The organism is Cellulosimicrobium sp. G4 BAM 1002 (genome assembly GCF_057126935.1).
Window position 1 is genome coordinate 2,917,689 of record NZ_CP182109.1, and the last position, 24,205, is coordinate 2,941,893.

Annotated in this window: 19 protein-coding genes; 6 read left to right on the top strand and 13 right to left on the bottom strand. The window is 74.4% G+C overall.

Features of this window, described 5'->3' with window-relative positions; all coding sequences use genetic code 11:
- Positions 1-37: 37 nt before the first annotated feature.
- The 4 genes from ACMXGY_RS13250 to hrcA form a co-directional block, all read right to left on the bottom strand.
- Positions 38-406: an HIT domain-containing protein gene (locus ACMXGY_RS13250; protein ID WP_483773457.1), complete on the bottom strand. Its 369-nt coding sequence runs from the start codon at positions 404-406 to the stop codon at positions 38-40.
- A 49-nt stretch (positions 407-455) separates the two neighbouring features.
- Complete coding sequence (locus tag ACMXGY_RS13255; RefSeq protein WP_483773458.1) at positions 456-1,253, bottom strand: 16S rRNA (uracil(1498)-N(3))-methyltransferase; 798 nt, start codon at positions 1,251-1,253, stop codon at positions 456-458.
- A 13-nt stretch (positions 1,254-1,266) separates the two neighbouring features.
- Complete coding sequence (gene dnaJ / locus ACMXGY_RS13260) at positions 1,267-2,391, bottom strand: molecular chaperone DnaJ (protein ID WP_483773459.1); 1,125 nt, start codon at positions 2,389-2,391, stop codon at positions 1,267-1,269.
- A gap of 121 nt (positions 2,392-2,512) precedes the next feature.
- Positions 2,513-3,529: a heat-inducible transcriptional repressor HrcA gene (hrcA, locus tag ACMXGY_RS13265; protein ID WP_483773460.1), complete on the bottom strand. Its 1,017-nt coding sequence runs from the start codon at positions 3,527-3,529 to the stop codon at positions 2,513-2,515.
- A gap of 180 nt (positions 3,530-3,709) precedes the next feature.
- Here hrcA and ACMXGY_RS13270 point away from each other — a divergent pair, with 180 nt between their 5' ends.
- A complete protein-coding gene (locus ACMXGY_RS13270) occupies positions 3,710-4,573 on the top strand; it encodes a DUF3097 domain-containing protein (protein WP_483773461.1) in 864 nt (287 codons plus the stop codon).
- Between the two features lie 336 nt (positions 4,574-4,909).
- Here the strand turns inward: ACMXGY_RS13270 and ACMXGY_RS13275 are convergent, their stop codons facing one another.
- The 4 genes from ACMXGY_RS13275 to lepA form a co-directional block, all read right to left on the bottom strand.
- Positions 4,910-5,932 carry a DUF2189 domain-containing protein gene (locus ACMXGY_RS13275; protein ID WP_483773462.1) on the bottom strand — a complete coding sequence of 341 codons (1,023 nt, stop codon included), beginning with the start codon at positions 5,930-5,932 and terminating at the stop codon, positions 4,910-4,912.
- Positions 5,933-6,057: 125 nt separating this feature from the next.
- Complete coding sequence (locus ACMXGY_RS13280; protein WP_483773463.1) at positions 6,058-7,125, bottom strand: DUF7544 domain-containing protein; 1,068 nt, start codon at positions 7,123-7,125, stop codon at positions 6,058-6,060.
- Between the two features lie 181 nt (positions 7,126-7,306).
- Positions 7,307-8,641 carry a radical SAM family heme chaperone HemW gene (hemW, locus tag ACMXGY_RS13285; protein WP_483773464.1) on the bottom strand — a complete coding sequence of 445 codons (1,335 nt, stop codon included), beginning with the start codon at positions 8,639-8,641 and terminating at the stop codon, positions 7,307-7,309.
- Positions 8,638-10,530, bottom strand: coding sequence for a translation elongation factor 4 (gene lepA, locus ACMXGY_RS13290; RefSeq protein WP_483773465.1), 1,893 nt, complete (start codon positions 10,528-10,530; stop codon positions 8,638-8,640). Before lepA ends, hemW begins: the two co-directional genes overlap by 4 nt.
- Before the next feature lie 223 nt (positions 10,531-10,753).
- On the opposite strand from lepA, the gene ACMXGY_RS13295 reads away from it, so the two are divergent.
- The 4 genes from ACMXGY_RS13295 to rpsT all read left to right on the top strand — a co-directional run bounded on the left by ACMXGY_RS13295 (position 10,754) and on the right by rpsT (position 13,175).
- Complete coding sequence (locus ACMXGY_RS13295) at positions 10,754-11,308, top strand: type 1 glutamine amidotransferase domain-containing protein (RefSeq protein WP_483773466.1); 555 nt, start codon at positions 10,754-10,756, stop codon at positions 11,306-11,308.
- A gap of 51 nt (positions 11,309-11,359) precedes the next feature.
- Positions 11,360-12,064 carry a maleylpyruvate isomerase family mycothiol-dependent enzyme gene (locus ACMXGY_RS13300; RefSeq protein ID WP_483773467.1) on the top strand — a complete coding sequence of 235 codons (705 nt, stop codon included), beginning with the start codon at positions 11,360-11,362 and terminating at the stop codon, positions 12,062-12,064.
- A 57-nt stretch (positions 12,065-12,121) separates the two neighbouring features.
- The gene (locus ACMXGY_RS13305) at positions 12,122-12,685 is read left to right on the top strand and encodes a type II toxin-antitoxin system PemK/MazF family toxin (RefSeq protein ID WP_483773468.1); all 564 of its coding nucleotides are present in this window, start codon (positions 12,122-12,124) and stop codon (positions 12,683-12,685) included.
- A gap of 229 nt (positions 12,686-12,914) precedes the next feature.
- Positions 12,915-13,175 (top strand): 30S ribosomal protein S20, encoded by a 261-nt coding sequence (gene rpsT / locus ACMXGY_RS13310; protein ID WP_483773469.1) that lies wholly within the window; start codon positions 12,915-12,917, stop codon positions 13,173-13,175.
- 116 nt (positions 13,176-13,291) lie between these two features.
- Here rpsT and holA read toward each other — a convergent pair whose 3' ends face one another.
- From holA to ACMXGY_RS13330, 4 genes are all read right to left on the bottom strand, one after another.
- Positions 13,292-14,305 carry a DNA polymerase III subunit delta gene (holA, locus tag ACMXGY_RS13315; protein ID WP_483773470.1) on the bottom strand — a complete coding sequence of 338 codons (1,014 nt, stop codon included), beginning with the start codon at positions 14,303-14,305 and terminating at the stop codon, positions 13,292-13,294.
- 40 nt (positions 14,306-14,345) lie between these two features.
- A complete protein-coding gene (locus ACMXGY_RS13320; RefSeq protein ID WP_483773471.1) occupies positions 14,346-16,952 on the bottom strand; it encodes a ComEC/Rec2 family competence protein in 2,607 nt (868 codons plus the stop codon).
- A complete protein-coding gene (locus tag ACMXGY_RS13325; RefSeq protein ID WP_483773472.1) occupies positions 16,949-18,079 on the bottom strand; it encodes a ComEA family DNA-binding protein in 1,131 nt (376 codons plus the stop codon). Before ACMXGY_RS13325 ends, ACMXGY_RS13320 begins: the two co-directional genes overlap by 4 nt.
- A 129-nt stretch (positions 18,080-18,208) precedes the next feature.
- Positions 18,209-19,087: a DegV family protein gene (locus ACMXGY_RS13330; protein ID WP_483773473.1), complete on the bottom strand. Its 879-nt coding sequence runs from the start codon at positions 19,085-19,087 to the stop codon at positions 18,209-18,211.
- An 85-nt stretch (positions 19,088-19,172) separates the two neighbouring features.
- Between ACMXGY_RS13330 and ACMXGY_RS13335 the strand changes: the two genes are divergently transcribed.
- Positions 19,173-21,116 carry a helicase HerA-like domain-containing protein gene (locus tag ACMXGY_RS13335; RefSeq protein WP_483773474.1) on the top strand — a complete coding sequence of 648 codons (1,944 nt, stop codon included), beginning with the start codon at positions 19,173-19,175 and terminating at the stop codon, positions 21,114-21,116.
- Between the two features lie 87 nt (positions 21,117-21,203).
- Here the strand turns inward: ACMXGY_RS13335 and leuS are convergent, their stop codons facing one another.
- Positions 21,204-24,203, bottom strand: a complete 3,000-nt coding sequence (gene leuS, locus ACMXGY_RS13340; protein WP_483773475.1) for a leucine--tRNA ligase — start codon at positions 24,201-24,203, stop codon at positions 21,204-21,206.
- Positions 24,204-24,205: the final 2 nt, after the last annotated feature.

Below are 24,205 nucleotides of genomic sequence, written 5' to 3' on the forward strand. Positions count from 1 at the left end.
CACGGCTCAGCACGCTGTCCCGCGGTCACCGGTCCCGTCAGGCCGGGGTCCAGCCCAGCTCCGCGCCCGCGATGACGTGGCCGTGCACGTGGAACACGCTCTGTCCGGCGCGCGGGCCGGAGTTGAAGATGAGCCGGAACTGGCCGTCCGCGAGCTGTCCCGCGACCTCGTCCGCGAGCGCCACGACGTCGCCGAGCAGCTCCGGGTCGGCCGCCGCGAGCTGCGCGATGTCGCCGTGGTGGTCGCGCGGCACGACGAGCACGTGCACCGGCGCCTGCGGGTCGATGTCGCGGAACGCGATCGCCCGCTCGCTCGTCGCGACGACGTCCGCGGGCAGCTCGCCCGCGACGATGCGGCAGAAGAGGCAGTCCGTGTCCGTCCGCGGGGGCGTGTCCGAGCTCGTCATGCGCCGAGGGTAGTCCACCGCTCGCGCACCCGCGCGTGGCCGGCGCGGGTCAGGCCTCGACGCCCCAGCGGCCGAGCCGCTGCGCGAGCAGCGCGATCGCGACGGGCCCGGCGGTCGAGGTGCGCAGGACGTGCGGTCCGAGGCGGGCCGCGACGGCGCCCGCGCCGGTCAGGGACCCGAGCTCGCCGTCGGAGATCCCGCCCTCGGGCCCGACGACGACCAGCACCTCGGGCGCGGACGTCTCCTCCGGCACACCGGCCCCGGAGGGCGCGGGCAGGTCGACGTCGGCGAGCGCCGTCGTCGCCTCCTCGTGGAGGACGATGGCGCGGCCGCCCGCCGCGACGACGGCGGCGACACGCGCCGCGAGACCGCGCGAGTCCAGGGAGACCTCGACGAGCGGGAGCCGCGCGCGGCGCGCCTGCTTCGTCGCGGTGCGTACGGTCGCGAGCCAGCGCGCGCGAGACTTCGCCGCGCGCTCCCCCCGCCAGACCACGACCGACCGCTCGGCCTGCCACGGGACGACGACGTCGACCCCGATCTCCGTCGCCGCCTCGATCGCCATCTCGTCGCGGTCGCCCTTGGCGAGCGCCTGGACGAGCGTGACGACGACGCCGGGCGCGGGCTCGCGGTCGACCTCCTGGACGAGCAGCGTCACCCGGCCCGCCTCGGTGTCCTCGACCACGCAGCGCAGGCGCAGCCCGTCGCCGTCGACCACGTCGACGCGCTCACCGCGTGCCTTGCGCTGCACGACGCCCGCGTGGCGGCCCTCGGCGCCGTCGAGCACGTAGCGGTCGCCGGGGACGACCGTGTCCACGCCGCTCTCGGCGAGAAAGACGGGTGCGCTCACGCCCGGGCCCCGCTCAGCGCCCGGAGAGCTTGTCGCGCAGGCGGGAGAACACGCCCGGGTGCGCGGCGGACAGGCGCGGCTCCGGCCGCTCCTCGCCGCGCAGCGCCGCGAGCGAGCGCAGGAGCTGCTCCTGCTCCTCGTCCAGCTCTCTCGGCACCAGGACCTCGATGTGCACGTTGAGGTCGCCGCGGCCGTTGCCGTGCAGGTGCCCGACACCGAGGTTCTTCAGCGTGACGATCTGCCCCGGCTGCGTGCCCGGACGCAGGTCGATCTCCTGGGCGCCGTCGAGCGTCTCGAGCTCGAGCACGGTGCCGAGCGCGGCAGCCGTCATCGGCACCTGGAGGGTGCAGTGCAGGTCGTCGCCGCGGCGGACGAACGTGTCGTGGTTGCGCTCGCGGATCTCGACGTACAGGTCGCCCGCCGGGCCACCTGCAGGCCCGACCTCGCCCTGCGACGTGAGCTTGATGCGCGTGCCCGTGTCGACGCCGGCCGGGACGTTGACGGTGATCGAGCGCCGGCTGCGCACCCGGCCCTCGCCGGAGCACTCCGCGCACGGCTCGGGGATGACGGTGCCGAACCCCTGGCACGCGGCGCACGGGGCGCTCGTCATGACCTGGCCGAGGAACGAGCGCGCCACGCGCTGGACCGTGCCGCGGCCGTGGCACACGTCGCACGTGCGCGGCGACGTGCCGGGGCGACAGCACGTGCCGCCGCACGTCCCGCACACCACGGCCGTGTCGACCTGGAGCTCGCGCTGGGCGCCGAACGTCGCCTCCGCGAGGTCGATGTCGAGGCGCACGAGCGCGTCCTGGCCACGGCGGGCGCGCGGGATCGGACCCTGCTGCGCCTGGCCACCGCCGAAGAACGTCTCGAAGATGTCCTGGAAGCCGAACCCGCCGCCCATCGGGCCGCCGGCCCCGCCTCCGGGCGCGCTCGGGTCGAAGCCGAGGTCGTACTGCTGGCGCTTCTCCGGGTTCGACAGCACCTCGTAGGCGCGCGCGACGTCCTTGAAGCGGTCGCCCGCCTCCTCGCCCGCGACGTCCGGGTGCAGCTCGCGCGCGAGCTTGCGGTACGCCTTCTTGATCTGGTCCTGGCTGGCGTCACGCGTCAGGCCGAGGATCTCGTAGTAGTCGCTCACACGTCACTCTCTGCTGGTGCCGGTCGTGGGCCGGCGGGCCGGCCGGGGTCGGGGATGCTCGGGCGAAGCTCGGGAGCAGGGTCGCGGGCGGCGGGCCGCACCGGTCCGCAGCCGGGGCGGCTCACGTGCCGAGCACCCGCGACATGTAGCGCGCGACCGCCCGTACGGCCGCGATCGTGCCCGGATAGTCCATGCGCGTGGGGCCGATCGAGCCGACCAGCGCGACCGTGTCCCCGTCGCTACCGTATCCGGTCGTCACGACGGAGGTCTCCGAGAGGCCCTCGAGCTGGGTCTCGTGGCCGATCCGCACGCTGACGCCGGACTCCGCCGCCATCTCCGTGAGGAGGCCCAGGAGGACGACCTGCTCCTCGAGCGCCTCGAGGACGGGGCGCAGGGCGTGCTCGAACCGCATGCCCGCGCGCGCGAGGTTGGCCGTCCCGGCGAGGACGATCCGCTCCTCGCTCTCCTCCGCGAGCGTCTGCGCGACGAGGTCGCCGACGGCCTCGACGAGCGGGGCGTCGTCGGGGTGGAAGCCGTCGCGCACCGCCGCGAACCCCGACGTCAGGTCGGCGAGCCGCTTGCCCGCCGCCGCCGCGTTGAGGCGCGCGCGCACCTCGGCGAGCGTGCCCTCGTCGGGCACCGCGGCGACCTCCAAGGTGCGCTGCTCGACCCGCCCGGTGTCGGTGATGATCACGACGAGCAGGCGCGCGTCGCCCACGGGCACGAGCTCGAGGTGACGCAGGCCCGAGCGCCGCAGCGACGGGTACTGCACGACCGCGACCTGGCCGGTGATCTGGGCGAGGAGGCGGCCGGCGCGGGCGATGACGTCGTCGAGGTCCACGCCCTCGGACAGGAACGTCTCGATCGCGCGCTTCTCCGGCGCCGACAGCGGCTTGACGCCCGACAGCCGGTCGACGAACAGCCGGTAGCCCTTGTCCGTCGGCACGCGGCCGGCGGACGTGTGCGGCTGGGCGATGTACCCCGCGTCCTCGAGCGCCGCCATGTCGTTGCGGATCGTCGCGGGCGAGACCCCGAGCTCGTGGCGCTCGGTGAGGATGCGCGAACCCACGGGCTCCCGCGTGAGGACGTAGTCCTCGACGATGGCCCGCAGCACCTCCAGACGGCGCTCCTCGCTCACGTCCACCTCCCGTGCACCGCTCCGCACCGCCGGGCAGGCGGGCTGGTCTCGGCACTCTCGACCTTCGAGTGCCAATCCTACGCGTCCGCGACGACTCGTCCTCGGCCCTCCGCTCGTCGCGAACGCGTACCCGCGTGTCGCGCGCCGGTCCGCGCCGCGCGACGAACCTAGGGTGTCGGGGTGTCCTTCGACCGCTACGGCTCCGACGTCCTCGGCGGCACGCCCGCCCCCGCCCACCACCGGCAGCGACCGGTCTCCCGTCCGCAGCCCGCCGAGCGCGGGCTCGTCGTGGAGGACGTGCAGACCGGGTGGGTCGGCGCCGTCGTGCGGGTCGAGAAGTCCGGCGGCATGCACGTCGTCGTGCTCGAGGACCGCGCGGGCCGCACACGCACGTTCCCCCTCGGCCCCGGCTTCTGGGTCGACGGCGCCCCGGTCGAGCTCACCGCCCCCGTCACCTCCCGCCCCCCCGCTCCCCCGTCGCGCACCGCGTCCGGCTCGCGCGCCGTCGTCGGGCAGCGGGCACGCGTCGCGCGCGGCAGCCGCATCTGGGTCGAGGGCAAGCACGACGCCGAGCTGGTGGAGAAGGTCTGGGGCGACGACCTGCGTGTCGAGGGCGTCGTCGTCGAGCCCCTCCACGGCGTGGACGACCTCGCCGCGGCGCTCGCGGACTTCGGCCCGACGCCGCAGCGCCGGGTCGGCGTGCTCGTGGACCACCTCGTCGCCGGCAGCAAGGAGCGGCGGATCGCCGACGAGGCCCTGCGGAGCGTGCCCGCCGGCACGGTCATGGTGCTCGGCCACCCGTACGTCGACGTGTGGCAGGCCGTGAAGCCGGCGCGCGTCGGGCTGGAGCGCTGGCCCGTGATCGAGCGCGGCACCGAGTGGAAGCGCGGGATCCTGCGCGAGCTCGGCTGGCCCGCCGCGTCGGCGGAGGACGTCGGTCGTGCGTGGCAGCGCATCCTCGGCACCGTCCGGACCTACGCCGACCTGGAGCCGTCCTTGCTCGGGCGCGTGGAGGAGCTCATCGACTTCGTGACCGCACCCTGAGCGACGGCGCCACCGTCTGCCCGTGGCCTCGGCACCTCAGGGGAGGACTGCGACGGCCTCGACCTCCACGAGGAGGTCCGGCTCGCCGAGCGCGGTGACCTCAGCAGCGTGATCGGGCGGACGAGGTCGAAGCCCAGGCGCTGCGCCTCGTGCACGTCGGCGTAGGCCTGCTCGGTCTGCGCGGCCAGGTCGCCCGGGCCTCGACCCCTCGGCGACCGACACCTGCGCGTAGACCTCGGGCTGCGGCAGTGCGGACGGGTCGAGCAGCCGAACCGGCACCGGCACCTCCGTGCTCGTGGGAACTCCCTGGGGCCGGGCGTCGCCCGGCCAGGGCGGTCAGGCGGGCATCCCGCCCGTCAGCCGGCGATAGGCGTAGCCGACCGCGACGTAGCTGAGGGGGATCGTCACGAAGAGACCGAGGCCGCACGGGATCGCGCCGAGGATGTTGATGCCGAAGAGCGCGAGCAGGAGCAGGAACATCTGGCCGAAGTTCTTCGCGACCAGCGAGAAGCTCGTGCGGATCGCGGTGATCGCGTCCTGGCGCTGGTCGAGGGCGACGTAGTAGACGAATGCGGAGAAGAGCAGGACGGCCAACCCGGGCAGGATGCACAGGACGAGCCCGACGCCGGTGAGGATGCCCACGATCAACGCGGCGAGGATCACGTTGACGACGTTGCCGATCCGGAAGAACGCCGCGACGTCGGGACGGCGGCCGTCGACCTCGTCGAGCGCGCCCCGGGTGAAGAAGGCGGTGATCAGGTAGCCGATCACGGTGCCCACGATCCCGAGCAGGATGCTCGTGAACGTGATGCCCGTGACCGCGAAGACGTTGGTGTCCGTGAAGTCGTACTGGTCCTGGAGCTGGTCGAACCCGCCCGTGATCCAGCTCCACGCGATGTTCACCGCGAGGAAGATCAGCGCCACGAGGATCCAGGGGCCCAGGTTCGACGTGACCTTGCGCCACCCGTAGGAGATCGCGTCGCCGACCGCGAAACCCGGCCCGGTCGGCACGGGCCCCACCGGAGTCGCCGAGGGCGGGTACGCCGCACCGGGCGGCGGATAGCCGGGCCCGGCGGGCGGGTAGCCAGCCCCGGGCGGCGGGTACCCGGGCGCACCCGAGGGAGAGCCGTACGCTCCCGGCTCGCCGTACGCCGGCGGTCCCGACGGCGCGGCACCGGGGGCGGTGGACGGCTCACCGGAGGACGGCGCCGCGGGAGGCGTCGGGTCGGACGGCGTCGGGTCAGGGGGCGTGGGGCCGTACGGTGACGGCTCCGGCGGTGTGGCGCCGTCGGCGCCGTCGGCGCCGTGCTCGTCGTCGCGCGGGGGCTCGCCGGTCGGGTTGGCGGGGTCGTGCGTCATGGTCCACCTCGGTTCTCGTCTGCACCGTTGGTGCTCGGTCCTACGATGACGGTCCGCGGGGCTCGGCGCGCGGCGAGACGACGGCGCCGGGCGCCGGGTGGCGCCGCTCGCGGCGCCAGGTCAGGTCACACCGGCTGCTCGTCGTTGAGCCGGCGGTAGACGTAGGCGGTCGCGATCTGCGCCACGGGCAGCGCCACGAGCAGGCCGACGTAGCACAGCAGCGATCCGACGAGCTGCGCGACGTAGACCCCGAGGAACAGCAGCACGACCGTGCCGAGGTTCTTGCTCACGACCGTGAAGCTCGACCTGATCGCGTCGAAGACGCCCTGGTTCTTGTCGATGACGTAGAACAGCGCGAACTGCGCGAAGAAGGCGAACACGATGCCCAGGACGAACGTCACGCTGAGGATGCCGACGGCCAGGCCGACGACGAGAGCGGTGAGGATGACGTTTCCGAGGTGCGGGATCCGGAAGAAGTCGGCGTACTCGATCTTCTTGCCGCGGGTGACGAGCAACGAGACGTTGACCACGACGCCCTGCACGATGAAGCCCAGCACCGCGACGACCGCCACGAACAGGAAGGTGCTGAACCCGAACGCGATGCCGCCGGTGGTCGTGAGCTCGTTCGTCACCGGGTCGACCGACGTCGACGCGGTGCCGATGATGACGAAGAAGAACACCAGGCTCAGGGCGAGCAGCACCGCGGCCCACGTGAGGACGCCACCGATGATGGCGCCGGCGTTCTGGGTGAACCTGTTCCAGCCGTAGCTGAACGCCTCGCCGACCTCCACGGGCTGGCCCGGGTAGCCCGGCTGTCCGTACGGCGCGGCCGGAGGCGGGTAGCCGGGCTGCCCGGGCGGCGGCTGCTGGCCGTACGGCGGCTGGCCGGGCGGGGGGTAGCCGGCGCCGGCGGGCGCGCCGTAGGGCTGCGAGGGCGGAGGGGAGGCTGCGGCGGGCGGTGCGCCGTACGGCGACGCCTGCGGCGGCGCGACCGGTTGATCGGGCGCCGGTGGCGTCTGCAGTGCCGGTTGCTCGGGCAGTGCCGGTTGCTCGGGCAGTGCCGGTTGCTCCGGCGTGAAGGGCGTGGCCGCGTACGGGTCCTCGGGCGCAGGCTCTGCGGTCGGTGCGGGCTCGGCGGGGCGGTGCGGCTCGTTCTCGTCGCGCGGCGGACCGCCGGCGGTGCTGTCGCTCATGTGTCTCCTCGTTCGGGCCGGACGGACCGCAGGACCGGCGCCGCGCGCGACGCGCCGGATGTGGACGTCGTGTGTCGGTCGCCCATCTCAGGCGGTCCTGCTCCACCCTGGCGGGGATCGTCTCGGCGCGCTAGAGGAAACGCCGCGACGACGGCGAACTCACCCGGTCCCGGGCCGGTCGTCAGCCGTCCGTGAGCGCCCGGACCACCGTGTCGGCCAGCAACCGCCCCCGCAGGGTGAGCAGCGCGCGACCGGCCACGGCGGCGCGACCGTCGAGGAGTCCGGTCGCGACGAGCCCGGCGACGGCGTGCCGTCCAGCCGGGGACAGGACCGCGAGGTCGAGCCCGTCGCGCAGGCGCACGCCGAGCATGACCTGCTCGAGGTGCGCCTCGGTGCGGTTGAGGAGCTCGCGCCCCGCCGCGGGGCTCGTGCCCGCCTCGAGCAGCGCCGCGTACCGGCGCGGGTGCTTCACGTTCCACCACCGCACGCCGACACGGTCGCCGTCCGGACCCGACGAGCCGTCGAGACCCGACGTGCCACCGTCCATCGCGGCGACGTACGAGTGCGCTCCCGGGCCGATCCCCCACCAGTCGTCACCGCGCCAGTAGGCGAGGTTGTGGCGGCACCGGTCGTCGTCGGTGCGGGCCCAGTTGCTCACCTCGTACCACGTGAGCCCGGCACTGGTGAGGAGCTCGTCGGCGAGCTCGTACTTCGTCGCCTGGTCGTCCTCGCTCGGCAGGGCGACGTCGCCCCGGCGCACCTGGGCGGCCATCCTGGTCCCCTGCTCCACGACGAGCGCGTACGCCGAGACGTGGTCGACGCCGGTCGCGAGCGCCGCGTCGAGGCTCGCCCGCCAGTCGTCGAGGCTCTCCCCCGGCGTGCCGTAGATGAGGTCGAGCGAGATCTTCAGCCCGGCGTCGCGCGCCCAGCGCACGACGTCCGGGATGCGACGCGGGTCGTGCGTGCGCTCGAGCGTCGCGAGCACGTGCGGCACGGCCGACTGCATGCCGAACGAGACGCGCGTGAACCCGGCGGCCGCGAGCTCGGCGAGCGAGGCGGGCGTCACCGAGTCCGGGTTCGCCTCGGTCGTCACCTCGGCGTCGGGCGCCAGGCCCCACGCGTCGCGCACGCCACGGAGCATGCGCGCGAGGTCCGCCGCGGGCAGGAGCGTGGGCGTCCCGCCGCCCACGAAGACCGTCGACACGCGCCGCTCGGGCAGCCCGGCCTCGCGCAGCACGCGCGCCGCGAGGTCGATCTCGCGCAGCGCGGTGCTCGCGTACGACGCCTGGCTCGCGCCGCCGCCGAGCTCGGAGGCGGTGTAGGTGTTGAAGTCGCAGTACCCGCACCGCACGGAGCAGAACGGGACGTGCAGGTAGACGCCGAACCCGCGCCTCGCCGTCGTGCCCGACGACGCGCCCGTGTCGTCCGTGGACGGCTCGCCCCCGCGCGGCGCGACCCATGCGGGCAGCGAGCCGTCGGGCGGGACCGGCTCGCCGTCGGGCAGGGCCGGGCTCACTTCTTGGACTTGTCCTTGGCGTCCTTGCCGCCCGCGGCGTCGGAGGAGAGCGCGGCGATGAAGGCGTCCTTCGGGACCTCGACGGACCCGATGTTCTTCATGCGCTTCTTGCCCTCCTTCTGCTTCTCGAGCAGCTTGCGCTTGCGGCTGATGTCACCGCCGTAGCACTTCGCGAGGACGTCCTTGCGCATCGCGCGCACGGTCTCGCGCGCGATGACGCGAGCGCCGACGGCCGCCTGGATCGGCACCTCGAACTGCTGGCGCGGGATGATCTCCTTGAGCTTGGCGGTCATCATCACGCCGTAGTCGTACGCCTTGTCCTTGTGCACGATGGCGCTGAACGCGTCGACCTGCTCGCCCTGCAGCAGGATGTCGACCTTGACGAGGTCGGCCACCTGCTCGCCCGAGGGCTCGTAGTCGAGCGAGGCGTAGCCGCGCGTGCGCGACTTGAGGTGGTCGAAGAAGTCGAAGACGATCTCGGCCATCGGGAGGGTGAAGCGCAGCTCGACCCGGTCCTCGGACAGGTAGTCCATGCCGAGCATCTGCCCGCGACGGTCGTTGCACAGGCCCATGACGGTGCCCACGAACTCGCTCGGCGCGAGGATGGTCGCGCGCACGACCGGCTCGCTCACCTGCTTGATCTTGCCGCCCGGGAACTCCGACGGGTTGGTCACCTTGATGACGGTGCCGTCCTCGAGCGTCACGTCGTAGACGACGTTCGGCGCGGTGGAGATGAGGTCGAGGTCGAACTCGCGCTCGAGGCGTTCGCGCACGATCTCGAGGTGCAGCAGGCCGAGGAACCCGACGCGGAAGCCGAAGCCGAGCGCGACCGACGTCTCGGGCTCGTAGTTGAGCGCGGCGTCGTTGAGCTTGAGCTTGTCGAGCGCGTCGCGCAGCACCGGGTAGTCGGTGCCGTCGATCGGGTACAGGCCCGAGAAGACCATGGGCTTGGGGTCGGAGTACCCGCCGAGGGCGTCGGTCGCGGGCTTGGCCGCGTTCGTCACCGTGTCGCCCACCTTCGACTGGCGCACGTCCTTGACGCCCGTGATGAGGTAACCGACCTCGCCGACGCCCAGGCCCTTCGTGACGATCGGCTCGGGCGAGATCACACCGATCTCGAGGAGCTCGTGCGTCGCACGCGTCGACATCATGACGATGCGCTCGCGCGGGTTGAGGTTGCCGTCGATGACGCGCACGTAGGTCACGACGCCGCGATAGGTGTCGTAGACCGAGTCGAAGATCATCGCGCGCGCCGGGGCGTCTGCGTCGCCCACCGGCGCGGGCACCCGCTCGACGATCCGGTCGAGCAGCACCTCGACGCCCTCGCCCGTCTTGCCCGAGACCTTGAGCACGTCCGCGGGGTCGCCCCCCACGAGCCCGGCGATCTCCTCGGCGTACTTCTCCGGCTGGGCCGCGGGCAGGTCGATCTTGTTGAGGACCGGGATGATCTCGAGCTCGTTCTCCATCGCGAGGTAGAGGTTCGCGAGGGTCTGGGCCTCGATGCCCTGCGCCGCGTCGACCAGGAGGACCGCGCCCTCGCACGCCGCGAGCGAGCGGGAGACCTCGTACGTGAAGTCGACGTGCCCGGGCGTGTCGATCATGTTCAGCGCGTGCGCCGTCTCGATCCCGTCGTGGTCCACCGACCACGGCATCCGCACGGCCTGCGACTTGATCGTGATGCCGCGCTCGCGCTCGATGTCCATGCGGTCGAGGTACTGCGCGCGCATGGCGCGCGGCTCGACGACACCGGTGAGCTGCAGCATGCGGTCGGCCAGGGTCGACTTGCCGTGGTCGATGTGCGCGATGATGCAGAAGTTCCGGATCAGCTCGGGCGGCGTGGCCGCCGGCTGGATGCGGGTGCTCAGCTGGGCGCTGGGGATCGGGGACAACGCGGGTGCGCTCCTGGGAGTGGTGCGGGTCGGGACGCGCGCTCGCAGGGCGGCGCGCGCCGACGCTCGCTCTCGGGCGGGCGGGAGGATCCATTGTCCCACGTCCGGCGTCGGACTCGTCCGGCCTCGCTCCCGCTGCCCGCCCTGCGGGGGGAGGGCCTCCGGCCTAGCGTGGAGGGCGGTCGACCAGTCCGCGTCGACCCGCCGACGAGAGGAGCCACTCATGGCCACGGACCTCGCAGGACGCCGCGTGCTGGCGATCGTGACGAACTACGGCGTCGAGCAGGACGAGCTCGTCGTCCCCGTAGAGCACCTGCGCGCCGAGGGCGTGCAGGTCGACGTCGCCGCCACCTCGGCCGACGACGTGCAGACGCTCGTGGGCGACAAGGACCCGGGCCGCACGGTGACGCCGACGCTCACGCACGCGGACGCCGACCCCGCCGACTACGACCTGCTGCTCGTGCCCGGCGGCACGATCAACGCGGACGCGCTGCGCCTCCAGGACGACGCCGTCGGCCTGGTCCGGGCGTTCACGTCGGCGGGCAAGCCCGTCGCCGCCATCTGCCACGGCCCGTGGGCGCTCGTCGAGGCGGCGGCCGTCGAGGGCAGGACGCTCACGAGCTACCCGTCGCTCGAGACGGACGTGCTCAACGCGGGCGGCGCGTGGGTGGACCGTGCGGTCGTGCGCGACGACGGCGCCTACACGCTCGTCACGTCCCGCACCCCGGACGACCTGGACGACTTCCTGCGCGAGGTCGACGCGGTGCTCGCCGCCTGACCGCCGTCGCCGCCTCTTCCGAGGAGCCGGCGCAGCGGGCATGATCCCGCCATGACCGACGCCCTCGACCACGTCGCGCTCCTCGCCCGCCTGCAGGACGCGTTCCTCACCGACGTCCGCGACGCCGACCCGCAGGCGCGCGTCCCCGCGTGCGGCGGGTGGGAGGTGCGCGACCTCGTCGAGCACCTCGGGCAGGTCCACCACTGGGCGGCAGCGCAGGCGCGACGCCGCGAGGAGACGCCGCTCGGCGACGGCCCGTCCGACCTCGCGCCGTTCTACGCCGCGCAGGCCGCCGAGCTCCGCGAGACCCTTGCCGAGCTCGACCCGGACGCCCCCGCCTGGACCCTCCTCGGGCCCGACGACCCGGCGTCGACCGTACGGTTCTGGCACCGCAGGCAGGTGCACGAGACGCTCGTCCACCTCCACGACCTCCGCGCGTCGGCCGGCACGACCGTCGACGACGTCCCGCCCGCCGTCTGGGCCGACACGGTCGACGAGCTCGTCACCGTCATGCAACCCCGGCAGGTGCGCCTCGGACGCATGGCTGCGCTCGCCCGCCCGGTCGCGCTCCGGGCGACGGACGCCGGGGCGTCCTGGGTCCTCGGCGGCGGCGACCCGGTCGCGACGGCGTCCGCACCCGCTCGCGAGCTCGCGCTCGTCCTGTGGGGACGACTGGCTCCGGTCGAGGCAGGTGTCCTGGTCGACGGAGAGCCCGACGCGCTGGCCGCCACCCTGTCCGAGCGCATCGTGCCCTGACGTGACTTCGGTCCGGACGCTCCCCCGTCCGGACCGAGCCCCGGGTAGATTGCGCGCGTGGCACGCAACCGATGGCTGGGAATGCTCACCGACGCGGCGCGCGCCGTGGTCGGGACGATCACGCGCCCCTCGGGCGGGCGCGGCGGGGCCGCGACGACACGCCCCCGTCCGGCGCCGGCGCCCCGCCCGGGCCCGCGTGGGTCGAGCGGTGCGCCCGACGGGTACCCGGGCGACTACGAGGGTCGCGTGCGCTCGGAGTACGCGCCCCGGCTCGACGGCGACCCGGACCCGGGAGAGATCGTCTGGACCTGGGTTCCGTACGAGGAGGACCACTCGCAGGGCAAGGACCGGCCCGTCCTGCTCGTCGGGTCGGACGGCCGGTGGCTCCTCGGCGTCATGCTCACGAGCAAGGACCACTCTCGCGACGCGCGCGACGAGGCGCGGTGGGGCCGGTACTGGCTCGACATCGGGTCGGGTCCGTGGGACGCGAAGGGACGTGCCAGCGAGGTCCGCCTGGACCGCGTGATCCGGGTGGACCCGGGCGCCGTGCGGCGCGAGGGAGCGGTCGTCGGACGGGACGTGTTCGACCGGGTCACGCGGGGCGTCTCCGAGCACCGCTGAGCCCCCTGCCTCGGACGACGCGCCGGTCGGGAGCCCGGCGCCGGAGCCCGTGGCGGCGGATTGGGTTCGGGCCGGGACTGCTGGTAATCTTGTTGGTCGCGTGTCCGCCCAGGTCGGCGGGCACAGCTCCAGCACCTCTCCACGGGTTCCCCACCCCAGTCCCGGAGCTGGAGTCGCCCTCTACGACCTATCCGCTCGCTTCGGCGAACACACACCAGAAAGTCCACACGTGGCCAACATCAAGTCCCAGATCAAGCGCATCCGCACGAACGAGAAGGCTCGCCTGCGCAACAAGGCGGTCAAGTCCGAGCTCAAGACGTACGTGCGCCGCGTGCGTGAGGCCGTCGCCGCGGGCGACAAGGAGGCGGCGACCACCGCACTCCAGGCGGCGTCGCGCAAGCTCGACAAGGCTGTCTCGAAGGGCGTCATCCACGCGAACCAGGCCGCGAACCGCAAGTCGGCCATCGCGAAGACGGTCAACGCGCTCTGAGCCCACGGCTCACCAGGTCGTCGTGACGCGCTGATCGCCACGACGACCGCACAGGCTTCCCACGAGGGGCGCCGACCCGGCTGGGTCGGCGCCCCTCGTGCGTCCCGCTCGCGGCGTCAGCGCCCGTGCGCACGGGCGATCGTGAGGACCGCGCGCTCGACGGCGAACACGGGGTCCCGACCGGCGCCCTTGACCTCGGCGTCGGCCTGGGCAACGGCGGTGATCGCCGTCGCGAGGCCCTCCGGCGTCCAGCCGGCAAGCTCCCGGCGCGCGCGGTCGACCTGCCAGGGCGCGAGGCCGAGGTCCTTCGCCGACGCGCCGCCGCGCCCGCGCATGGCGCCGACCTTCGCGAGCGCGCGCAGCTTCATCGCGAGGGCCGCGACCAGCGGCACCGGGTCCGCGCCGGTCGCGAGCGCGTGCCGCAGGAGCGCGACCGCCTCCCCCGCGTTACCGGCCACCGCCGCGTCCGCGACGCGGAAGCCCGTCGCCTCGACCCGGCCGCCGTAGTAGCGGTCGACGACCGCCTCCGTCACGGTGCCGTCGGTGTCCGTGACGAGCTGGCCGCACGCCGCGGCCAGCTCGCGCAGGTCGTTCCCGAGCGCCTCGACCAGCGCACGGACGCCCGACCCGTCGATCCGGCGTCGGGCACGGCGGAACTCCGCGGTGACGAACGCCGTCTTGTCGGAGTCCTTCTTGATCGTGTCGACCGCGACGACGGGTGCGCCGCCGGCCTTGATCGCGTCGAGCATGCGCTTGCCCCGCACCCCGCCCCCGTGGACGACGACGAGGGTCGTCTCCGGGTCGGCGACGGCGACGTAGTCGACGACATCAGCGACGAGCGCGTCCGTAGCCGACTCCGCGCCCTCGACGACGACCACCTTCGCCTCGCCGAACAGCGACGGGCTCACGGCGACCGTGAGCATGCCCGCCTGGTACGTGGACGCCTCGATCGTCACCTTCTCGACCCCGGGATCGCGCTCGCGCGCGAGCACGAGGATGCCCTCCACGGCACGCTCCGCGAGCAGCGACTCCGGCCCCTGGACCAGCACGACCGGAGCGAGCCGGACGTCGTCCCACGCGGTGGTCGGGCCGGCGGACGGACGGGTGGAGGACCGGGTGGGTGCGGGCATGGCACCAGCCTGCCACGAACCTCCGACCAGCCGGCCGACGTCATCCGCAACCGGCGGCGCCGAGCACGCCGTCCCGCACGACGAGCGCGAACGTGCCGCACATGTCCGTCCGGAGGACTTTCGCACCGACCCCGCGGTACAGGTCGAGCGCCCGGTCCGTGGGGTGCCCGTACGTGTTCTCGCCCGAGCTCACGAGCGCGACACCGGGCGCCAGGACGTCCGCGAGCCGCTCGGACTGCGTCGCGGACCCGTGGTGCGCGACCTTCACGACGTCCACGCGCCCGATCCCGGACGCGGTGAGCGAGCTCGCGAGGGCGGCCTGGCCGGCGTCCTCGAGGTCGCCCAGCGCGACGACCTCGACGCCCTCGACGACGGCCAGCAGCGCGATGCTCGCGTCGTTCGCCCCGCCCTCCTCGCCGTCGTGGTGTGCCGTGCGGGCGCTCCCGTCTCCCACCTCGCCCGCGCCGTGCGGAGGGCCGGCCTGGAGCACCTGCCAGCGCACGCCCGCGACGCCCGCCTCCCCCGTCTCGCCGGCACGCCCCACGTCGACCCGGACACCGGCGGCGTCGAGCAGCGCTCGCGCGCGCTCGGCCTGGTCCGCAGGGTCCGCGGTGCCCGTCACGAGTGCGCGGTCGACCGTGCGGCCACGGAGCACGGGCTCGAGACCGCCCACGTGGTCGGCGTGGAAGTGGCTGAGGACCAGCAGGTCGACGTGGTCGACGCCGAGGCCGTCGAGGCACCGGTCGGCCGCGTCGCCCGCCGGACCCACGTCCACGACGACCGCCGACGCCGGCCCGCTGCGCAGCACGAGCGCGTCCCCCTGCCCGACGTCGCACGCCACCACGGCCCAGTCGGCCGGCACGTCGGTCGCCACCAGGCCGCCCGACGCCAGGTGCGGCCGCACGAGCACGACGACGAGGACTGCGACGAGCACGGCGAGGGAGCCGATCGCGGCCGCGAGTGCCGCCGTCGTGACCGGGCGGCACCGGGTCGCGCCCGACCCGGCGAGACCCCGCCGCACAGCCCGCACCCCGCGCCTCGCCCGCACGCGCCACGGGAGCGCGGACGCCCTGCGGGCGGCCCGGCGCTCGCCCAGCGCGGCCAGGGCGCGCGACCGCACGATCACCGCCGCCACGGCGGCCGTGAGGACCGCGAGGAGCACGAGCCCGCCCACGCCGCCCGGCCAGGGCAGACGCGCGCCGGGCAGAACCGCGAACGCCTGCGCGACCCCGGCGATCCACCAGGTGAAGCCGCCCGCGGCCCAGGCGACCGCCGTCGCTCCCGCAGGCCACCAGGGTGCCACGAGGGTCGCCAGCACCCCCAGGACCGTCGCGGGGCCGAGCGCGGGGGCCGCGAGCAGGTTCGCCGGAACCGCCCAGGTGCTCACGCTCGGGTCGAGCAGCACGAGGATCGGGGCGCACGCGGCCTGCGCGGCGACGGGCACGGCCACGACGTGGGCCGCGACCCGTCCGCACCACGGCGCGAGCCGTCGGGCGATCGGCGCGGTGAGGAGCGCGAGGCCCGCCGTGGCGGCGACGGAGAGGACGAACCCGTAGGCCCGTGCGAGCCACGGGTCGACCACCAGCAGCAGGACGACGCCCGCCCCGAGCGCCGCGACGGCGCGCGACGGCCGGCCGAGCGCGATCCCCACGACGCCGACGGCGCCCATGGCGGCCGCACGCAGGACGCTCGGCTCCGGGTGCACGAGCACCACGAAGCCGGCCATCGCCGCCGCCGTGACGACGACGCGGAGCCCGCGCGGCGCGCGTGCGGCCACGCACAGCGCTGCGACGCACGCCACCACGATCGCGAAGTGTCCACCCGAGACGGCGGTCACGTGGGTGAGTGACGTCGCGCGCATCGCCTCGTCGAGCTCCGGGTCCAGCCGCGACGTGTCGCCGATCGCCACGCCGGGGACGAGGCCGCGGGCCTGGGGGCTCAGGCCGTCCGTCGCCGCCAGGAGGTTCTGCCGCATCGCGTGCACGCCGCGCAGGAGCGGCCCCGCCGGCTCGACGACGCGCGGTGCATCCTCGACCCGCAGCAGGATCCGTTCGCCCTGCACCGCGAGGACGCCGTGGGCATCGACCGTCGACCCGTAGACGAGCCCGGCCCAGCCGCCGGGTCCCGAGACGACGACCTGCCCGGCGGCCGTCGTCCGCGCGCCGCGCGCCGTGATCTCCTGGAGCTCCACGCGCACCTCGGACCGGTCCGCCGCGCCGGTCCAGGGATTGGTGCGCGGCTCGACGGCGGAGCGCACCGTCGCCGTGACGCTCGCCGTCGCGCCGTCCGCGGCGAGCTCCGCGAGCCCGGACCGGGCCACGAGCTGGGCGCCCGTCGACAGCAGCACGGCGACGACGCACGCCGCGACGAGCAGGGCCTGCCCCGCGACCCCGGCACGCACGCTCTCGACGCGCCCCGCAGCGCCCGGCGCTCCGGCACGCCCGGTCCCAGCGCGCGACGTCCCGGCCTGCGACGCCCCGCCCCACGCTCGCCGCACGCTCGGTGTCGCCGCTCCCAGCACGAGGAACATCAGCGCGAGGACGCCCACCATGGTGAGCCGCAGGACGTCCGGCCCGTCCGCACCCACGGCGAGCGCCGCCGTCGTCCAGGCCGCGAGCGCCGCCGGGACGAGTCGCAGGTCGGTCACACGCGGACGAGGTCGCGTACGTCGGCGAGCACCGCGGGGCCGATCCCGCTCACCTCGCCGAGCTCGTCGACGGACGTGTACGGCCCGTTCTCGTCCCGCCAGGCGACGATGCGCTCGGCGAGCACGGGCCCGATGCCGGGCAGGGCGTCGAGCGTCGTGGCGTCCGCGGTGTTGAGGTCGACGACGTCGCCGTCCCCGGTCGCGCCGCCGGTCGTCGGTCCTGCGGTTCCGGGCGGCGCAGCCACGCCCTCCCCTGGGCGTGGCACGACGATCTGCTCGCCGTCGGCGACGGTCCTCGCGAGGTTGAGCGCCCCGAGGTCCGCGTCCGGTGTCGCCCCGCCCGCCGCGTCGAGCGCGTCGGCGACCCGTGCGTCGGGCGCGACCGTCACCAGGCCGGGCGCGACCACCTGGCCGACGACGTGCACGACGACCCCCGTCCCGGGCGCCTCCGCCCCGGGGACGAGACCGACGTCCCCCGCCGGGTCGTCGGGGGCGCCGGCAGCGTTCTCCTCCGCCCCTGCGCCCGGCGCTGCGACGTCGTCGTCGACCGCTCCCTCGGACGCCGTGCCCGGCGACCCGACCGGCACGAGGGGTTCGACGTCGTCGGCACGCAGGCCCGTCACGGCCACACCGGCGCCGAGTGCGAGGACGACGACGAGGGCGGCCACCGCGACACGGGGCGAGGCCGCCCAGCGTCGCCGGCCGCCGTCGTCGAGCCCGGCGAAGCCGGAGTGCGCGGTCGGGTGCCCGTGCGCGGCGGTGTAGGCGCTCGCGACCGTCGTCGCAGCCCGGGACCGCAGGCGGACCGCGAGGTCGTCCTCGCCGCGGACGCCGTCGTCCGCCGGTCGCGCAGGGAGCCAGCCGTCCCCCGGTCCCCTCGGCTCTGCCGGGATGCCGGGGTCCTCGCCCGTCGGGTCGCCCTCGCGGTGCTGCTCGACGTGCGGGAACGCCGCGGTGACGGGCTGCCAGGCGAGGGCCGGGCGGCCGCCGCGCGTCACCGGGACGGGGTCCTCGCGCGCACGCCCGGTGACGGCGCGCAGGCGCTGCCGCACGACGGCGTCGCCGTGCTCGAGGTCGCGACCGGTCCGCGCATGTCGCCGAGGCAGCTCCTGCCGTGGTGTGCTCACGGCGGCCACGCTAGGCAGGCAGGACTCCGGCGGGTCGACGCCGGCGAGGTCCTGTGGACGAGCCCGCCCTGGAGCCGGCCTGTGCACGGTCAGGACCCTTCGGCCGTCTCGGACGGACGGCGTCGGCGCTCAGCCCGGCGGCGGCTCACCCACGCCGGAGCCGCGGTCGGCGAGGTCCGCGACCATCACGGCGAGGACTCCCGGGCCGACGTGCGCCCCGAGCACGGCGCTCACCGGCGTCACGACCGCCTCCAGGCCGGTCCGGGTGGCGAGCTCGTCCGCGAGGCGACGTGCGCCGTCGTCGTCCCCGACATGGTGGACCGCGAGCGCGGGCCGCCCGCGGCGGCCCGCCGACTCCGCGGCGACCGCGGTCAACCGTTCGAGGGCCGCCGCCTTGGTCCGGACCTTCTGGACGACCTCGATCCGGCCGTCGCGCACGGCGAGCAACGGACGGACCCCGAGCACCGTGCCGAGCGCCGCGGACGCGGCGCTGAGCCTCCCGCCACGACGGAGGTGGTCGAGGGAGTCGACGAGGAACACGGCACGGCTCGCGTCCGCGACCTCGAGCGCGCGCCGCGCGACCACACCGACCTCGGCACCGTCCGAGGCCGCGCGGGCGGCCGCAAGGGCGGCGAAGCCCAGCCCCATGGCGACGGTGCGCGAGTCCACGACCCGCACCGGCACGGGCGCGTCGGAGGCTGCGAGCGCCGCGGCGTGCACGGTCCCGGAGAGCTCGCCCGAGAGGTGGACCGACACGATCTCCCGCGCCCCGGCGGCGGCCGCCGCCGCGTACACCTCGCTGAATGCGCGGGGCGTCGGCTGCGACGTGGTCAGCCGTCGACCTGCCTGGAGGTGCTCCGCGACGTCCTCGGCCGTGAGCCCCACGCCCTCGAGGAAGGACTGGTCGTCGACGACGACGTGCAGCGGCACGACGTGCAGGCGCGGCTGCGCACCCGGCGGGAGGGACGCCGTCGAGTCGGTGACGACGTGGACGTGGTGGTCGGTCATGGCCGCGCCACCTTACGGCGGTGGTAGCCCGGCACGCATCTTCCGTCCGGCTGCGCCACGTCGTGGGCGCCCCTACGATCCGAGCATGGCCGACGACGCCGCCCCGCCCCCGCCCGACCTCGCCGCCCTCCGTGCCGCCGCGGCACAGGCCGCCGCCGAGGCGGCCGAGGCCAAGGCAGCCGCCGCACAGGCAGCCCTCGAGGCCGCCGAGGCGGCCGAGGCCAAGGCAGCCGCCGCACAGGCAGCCCTCGAGGCCGCCGAGGCGGCCGCCGCAAGCACTGAGGTGGCGGGCGGCAGCGCCGAGGCCGCTGCGCCGTCGGGCCCGGTGGACGCACCGGACGGGCCGGAGGGCTATGCCGCCGAGGTGGCCACCGGCTACGCGTACGAGGGCGGGACGCTCGCGCTCGGTGCGCTGCTCGAGGGCGAGCCGGGCGGCGACCCGACGCCGCGGGCGGACGTCCAGGTGGGGTTCGCCCTCGGGATGCTCAACCGCCACGGGCTCGTCGCGGGAGCCACCGGGACAGGCAAGACGAAGACGCTGCAGGGCATGGCGGAGGGGCTGTCCCAGGCTGGCGTGCCGGTGTTCCTCGCCGACGTCAAGGGCGACCTGTCGGGGCTCGCCGTCCCGGGCGCGTCGAACGAGAAGATCCTCGAGCGCACGGCGTCGATCGGGCAGGACTGGGTCCCCACGACCTTCCCGGTCGAGTTCTACTCGCTCGGCGGTCTGGGCGCGGGCGTGCCGATCCGCACCACCGTCACCGACTTCGGCCCGCTGCTGCTGTCGAAGGTGCTGGGCCTCAACGAGACGCAGGAGTCGAGCCTCGGGCTGATCTTCCACTGGGCCGACGCGCAGGGGCTCGCGCTGCTCGACCTCAAGGACCTGCAGTCCACGATCGCGTACCTCACCTCGGACGAGGGCAAGGCCGAGCTCAAGGGCATCGGCGGGGTGTCGAGCGCGACCGCGGGCGTCATCCTGCGCGAGATCGTCGCCCTCCAGTCGCAGGGCGCGGACGTGTTCTTCGGCGAGCCGGCGTTCGCGACGTCGGAGCTGCTGCGCACCGCGGCGGACGGCCGCGGCGTGATCTCCGCGCTCGAGCTGCCCGCGGTCCAGGACCGCCCGGCGCTGTTCTCGACGTTCCTCATGTGGCTGCTCGCGGACCTGTTCCAGGAGCTGCCCGAGGTCGGGGACGTCGAGAAGCCCCGGCTCGTGTTCTTCTTCGACGAGGCGCACCTGCTGTTCACGGGTGCGTCGAAGGAGTTCCTGCAGCAGGTCGTGCAGACGGTGCGGCTCGTGCGCTCGAAGGGTGTCGGGGTGTTCTTCGTGACGCAGAGCCCCAAGGACGTGCCGGCCGACGTCCTCGCCCAGCTGGGCAACCGCGTCCAGCACGCGCTGCGCGCCTTCACCCCCGACGACGCCGCGGCGCTGCGCGCGGCCGTCCGCACGTACCCGACGTCGCCGTACGACCTGGAACGGCTGCTGCAGTCGCTCGGGACGGGCGAGGCCGTCGTCACGGTGCTCACCGAGAAGGGTGCGCCGACGCCGGTCGCGTGGACCCGGGTGCGGGCGCCGCAGTCGTCGATGGAGCCCGCGCCCGCGTCCGTGCTCGAGGACGTCGTCGCGGCGTCGCCAGGGTTCGCGCGCTACGGGACGGCCGTCGACTCCGAGTCGGCGTTCGAGCTGCTCCAGGTGCGGGTCCAGGAACAGGCCGCCGCGCGCGCTGCCGCCGAGGCCGCCGAGTCTGAGGCGGCGGCGCAGGAGAAGGCGGCGAAGGAGGCCGCCAAGGAGGCCGAGCGCGCGGCGAAGAAGGAGCAGGCCGAGCTCGAGAGGATGCGCGCGAAGCTCGAGCGCGACGCGGCGAGGACCGGCACGGGGTCGAGGTCCGGATCGGGGTCGAGGTCCGGATCGGGGACTGGCTCGGGGTCGAGCCGGTCGCGCTCGTCGAGCCCGCTGGACTCGTTCCTCCGCTCGGCCGGGACCCAGCTCGGCCGCGAGCTCACCCGCACCATCTTCGGCACGCGCCGCCGCTGAACCGAGTCGTTGTGGGGCATGAAGGGGGCCCGGTTCTCAGCCGAGAACCGGGCCCCTTCATGCCCACAACCACGCGCGGGAGGGGCGTCAGACGACGATGTTCACCAGCTTCGGGGCGCGGACGACGACCTTGCGGACCTCGGCACCGTCGATGGCGCGCACGACGTTCGGCTCGGCGAGCGCGGCGGCCGTCAGGTCTGCCTCCGAGATCGACGGCGGCACCTCGAGGCGGGCGCGCACCTTGCCCTTGACCTGGACGACGCAGGTCACGGTGTCCTCGACGAGGAACCGCTCGTCGGCCGTCGGGAACGGCTCGTGCGCGAGCGAGGTCTCGTGGCCGAGGCGCTGCCACAGCTCCTCCGCGATGTGCGGCGCGACGGGCGCCGTCATGAGCACGAGCGGCTCCACGGCCTCGCGCGGTACCCGGTCGAGCGACGTGAGGTGGTTGTTCAGCGTGATGAGCTTCGCGATCGCCGTGTTGGGGCGCATGTGCTCCATCTCGACGCGCACGTCGGCGATCGCACGGTGCACGGCGCGCAGCGTTGCGGCGTCGGCGGGCTCGTCGACGACCGTGACCTCGCCCGTCTCCTCCGAGACGACGTTGCGCCACAGCCGCTGCAGGAACCGCTGCGACCCGACGACGGCGCGCGTCTCCCACGGACGCGACAGGTCGAGCGGACCCATCGACATCTCGTAGACGCGGAAGGTGTCGGCGCCGTACTCGGCGTACATGTCGTCCGGCGTCACGACGTTCTTGAGCGACTTGCCCATCTTGCCGTACTCGCGCTGCACGACCTCGCCGTTCCAGCGGTACACGACCTCGCCCGAGCCGTCCGCGGCGGGCTCCTCGGTGACCTCGGCCGCGGGCACGTGCTGACCGCGCGCGTCGGTGAACGCGTACGCCTGGACGTAGCCCTGGTTGAAGAGCTTGTGAAACGGCTCGACGCTCGACACGTGGCCCAGGTCGAAGAGGACCTTGTGCCAGAAGCGCGCGTAGAGCAGGTGCAGGACGGCGTGCTCGACGCCGCCGACGTAGAGGTCCACTCCCCCGGCGCGGCCGGCCGTCGCGTTGTGCTCCGGGCCCAGCCAGTAGCGCTCGAGCTCCGGGTCCGCGACGACGTCGGACCCGCCGCCGTCCCACTGCGGGTCCAGGTAGCGCAGGTAGTACCAGCACGACCCGGCCCAGTTCGGCATGGTGTTCGTGTCGCGGCGGTACTGCTTCGGACCGTCGCCGAGGTCGAGCGTGACGTTGACCCAGTCGTCGTTGCGGCCGAGCGGCGCCTCGGGCGACGAGTTCGCGTCGTCCGGGTCGAACGTGCGCGGCGCGTAGTCCGGCACGTCCGGCAGGTCGACGGGCAGCAGCGCGTCGGGGATCGCGACGGGCTGGTCGTTCTCGTCCCACAGGATCGGGAACGGCTCGCCCCAGTAGCGCTGGCGGCTGAAGAGCCAGTCGCGCAGGCGGTACGTCGTCGTGCCCTCACCGACGCCCTTCGCGACGAGCCACTCCGTGATGCGACGCTTCGCCTCGGGCACGTCGAGACCGTCGAGCGAGATCTCCTCGTTCGACGACCCGACGACCACCCCGTCGCCCGTGTAGGCACCCTCGAAGTCGTCGGGCAGACCGTCCGCCGGCTCGACCGTCCGCACCACCGGGAGCCCGAACGCCTCGGCGAACCCGAAATCCCGCTCGTCCCCTCCGGGGACGGCCATGATCGCGCCCGTGCCGTAACCCATGAGGACGTAGTCGGCGGTGAAGACCGGGATCGCCTGCCCGTTGGCAGGGTTCACCGCGAGGTGCCCGGTGAAGACGCCAGTCTTCTTGCCCGCGTCGGCCTGGCGCTCGACGGCGGTCTTCGCAGCGGCCTCGCGGCGGTACGCCGCGACCGCCTCGACGGGCGAGCGGTGCCCGCCGGTCCACGCCGACGACGTCCCGTCCGGCCAGTGCGCCGGCACCTCGTCGAGCAGCGGGTGCTCGGGCGAGACGACCATGAACGTCGCGCCGAACAGCGTGTCGGGACGCGTGGTGAAGACCTCGATCTCGCCGCCGCCCTCGGCCGCGACGTCGTTCGCGCCGTCGGGCGCTCCGAGGACCGCGAACCGCACGAGCGCGCCGTGGCTGCGACCGATCCAGTTCCGCTGCATCGCCGTGACCTTCTCAGGCCAGTCGATGAGGTCGAGGTCGTCCGCGAGGCGGTCCGCGTAGGCGGTGATGCGCATCTTCCACTGCCGCAGGCTGCGCTGGAAGACGGGGAAGTTCCCGCGCTCGGACCGCCCGTCGGCGGTGACCTCCTCGTTCGCGAGGACCGTGCCCAGGCCGGGTGCCCAGTTCACGGGCGACTCGTCGACGTACGCCAGGCGCTGGGAGTCGACGACGGCGCGCCGCTGCTCCGGCGTGAGCGTCGCCCAGTCGGCACCGGCCACGACACCGTCCACGCCCTCCGGCACGGGACGCGCGCCGGACGCCAGCTCCGCCTCGAGCTCGGCGATGCGACGCGCACGGCCGCGACCGCCGTCGGGCCGCGGCGCGTCGGCGTCGTACCAGGAGTCGAAGATCTGCAGGAAGATCCACTGCGTCCAGCGCACGTACTCGGGGTCGATCGTGGCGAACGTGCGGCGCGAGTCGTGCGCCAGCCCGAGGCGGCGCAGCTGGCGGCGCATCGTGACGATGTTGGCCTCGGTGGTCGTGCGGGGGTGCTGGCCCGTCTGCACCGCGTACTGCTCGGCCGGCAGGCCGAACGCGTCGTAGCCGAGCGCGTGCAGCACGTTGTCGCCGCACATGCGGCGGAAGCGCCCGACGACGTCGGTCGCGATGTACCCGAGCGGGTGCCCGACGTGCAGGCCCGCACCCGACGGGTACGGGAACATGTCCATGATGAAGTACGGGCTCGCGTCACCGGGGCCCCGGCCGTCGCCGTCGGTGAGGTCGCCCGTGGGGTTCGCGGCCCAGAACGTGCCGCGCTGCTCCCAGAGCTCCTGCCACTTGAGCTCGATCTTCTCCGCGAGCGCCGGCGTGTAGCGGTGGGCGGGGCCGCCGCTCGCGGCGGCGTCCTGGGCGTGCGAGATCGCGGTGGTGTCAGGGGTGGTCACGG

Coding starts and splice junctions, on each gene's coding strand:
- ACMXGY_RS13250 (WP_483773457.1), bottom strand. CDS start 406: ATGACGAGCTCGGACACGCCCCCGCGGACGGACACGGACTGCCTCTTC.
- ACMXGY_RS13275 (WP_483773462.1), bottom strand. CDS start 5,932: ATGACGCACGACCCCGCCAACCCGACCGGCGAGCCCCCGCGCGACGAC.
- ACMXGY_RS13280 (WP_483773463.1), bottom strand. CDS start 7,125: ATGAGCGACAGCACCGCCGGCGGTCCGCCGCGCGACGAGAACGAGCCG.
- ACMXGY_RS13295 (WP_483773466.1), top strand. CDS start 10,754: ATGGCCACGGACCTCGCAGGACGCCGCGTGCTGGCGATCGTGACGAAC.
- ACMXGY_RS13300 (WP_483773467.1), top strand. CDS start 11,360: ATGACCGACGCCCTCGACCACGTCGCGCTCCTCGCCCGCCTGCAGGAC.
- holA (WP_483773470.1), bottom strand. CDS start 14,305: ATGCCCGCACCCACCCGGTCCTCCACCCGTCCGTCCGCCGGCCCGACC.
- ACMXGY_RS13330 (WP_483773473.1), bottom strand. CDS start 19,087: ATGACCGACCACCACGTCCACGTCGTCACCGACTCGACGGCGTCCCTC.
- ACMXGY_RS13335 (WP_483773474.1), top strand. CDS start 19,173: ATGGCCGACGACGCCGCCCCGCCCCCGCCCGACCTCGCCGCCCTCCGT.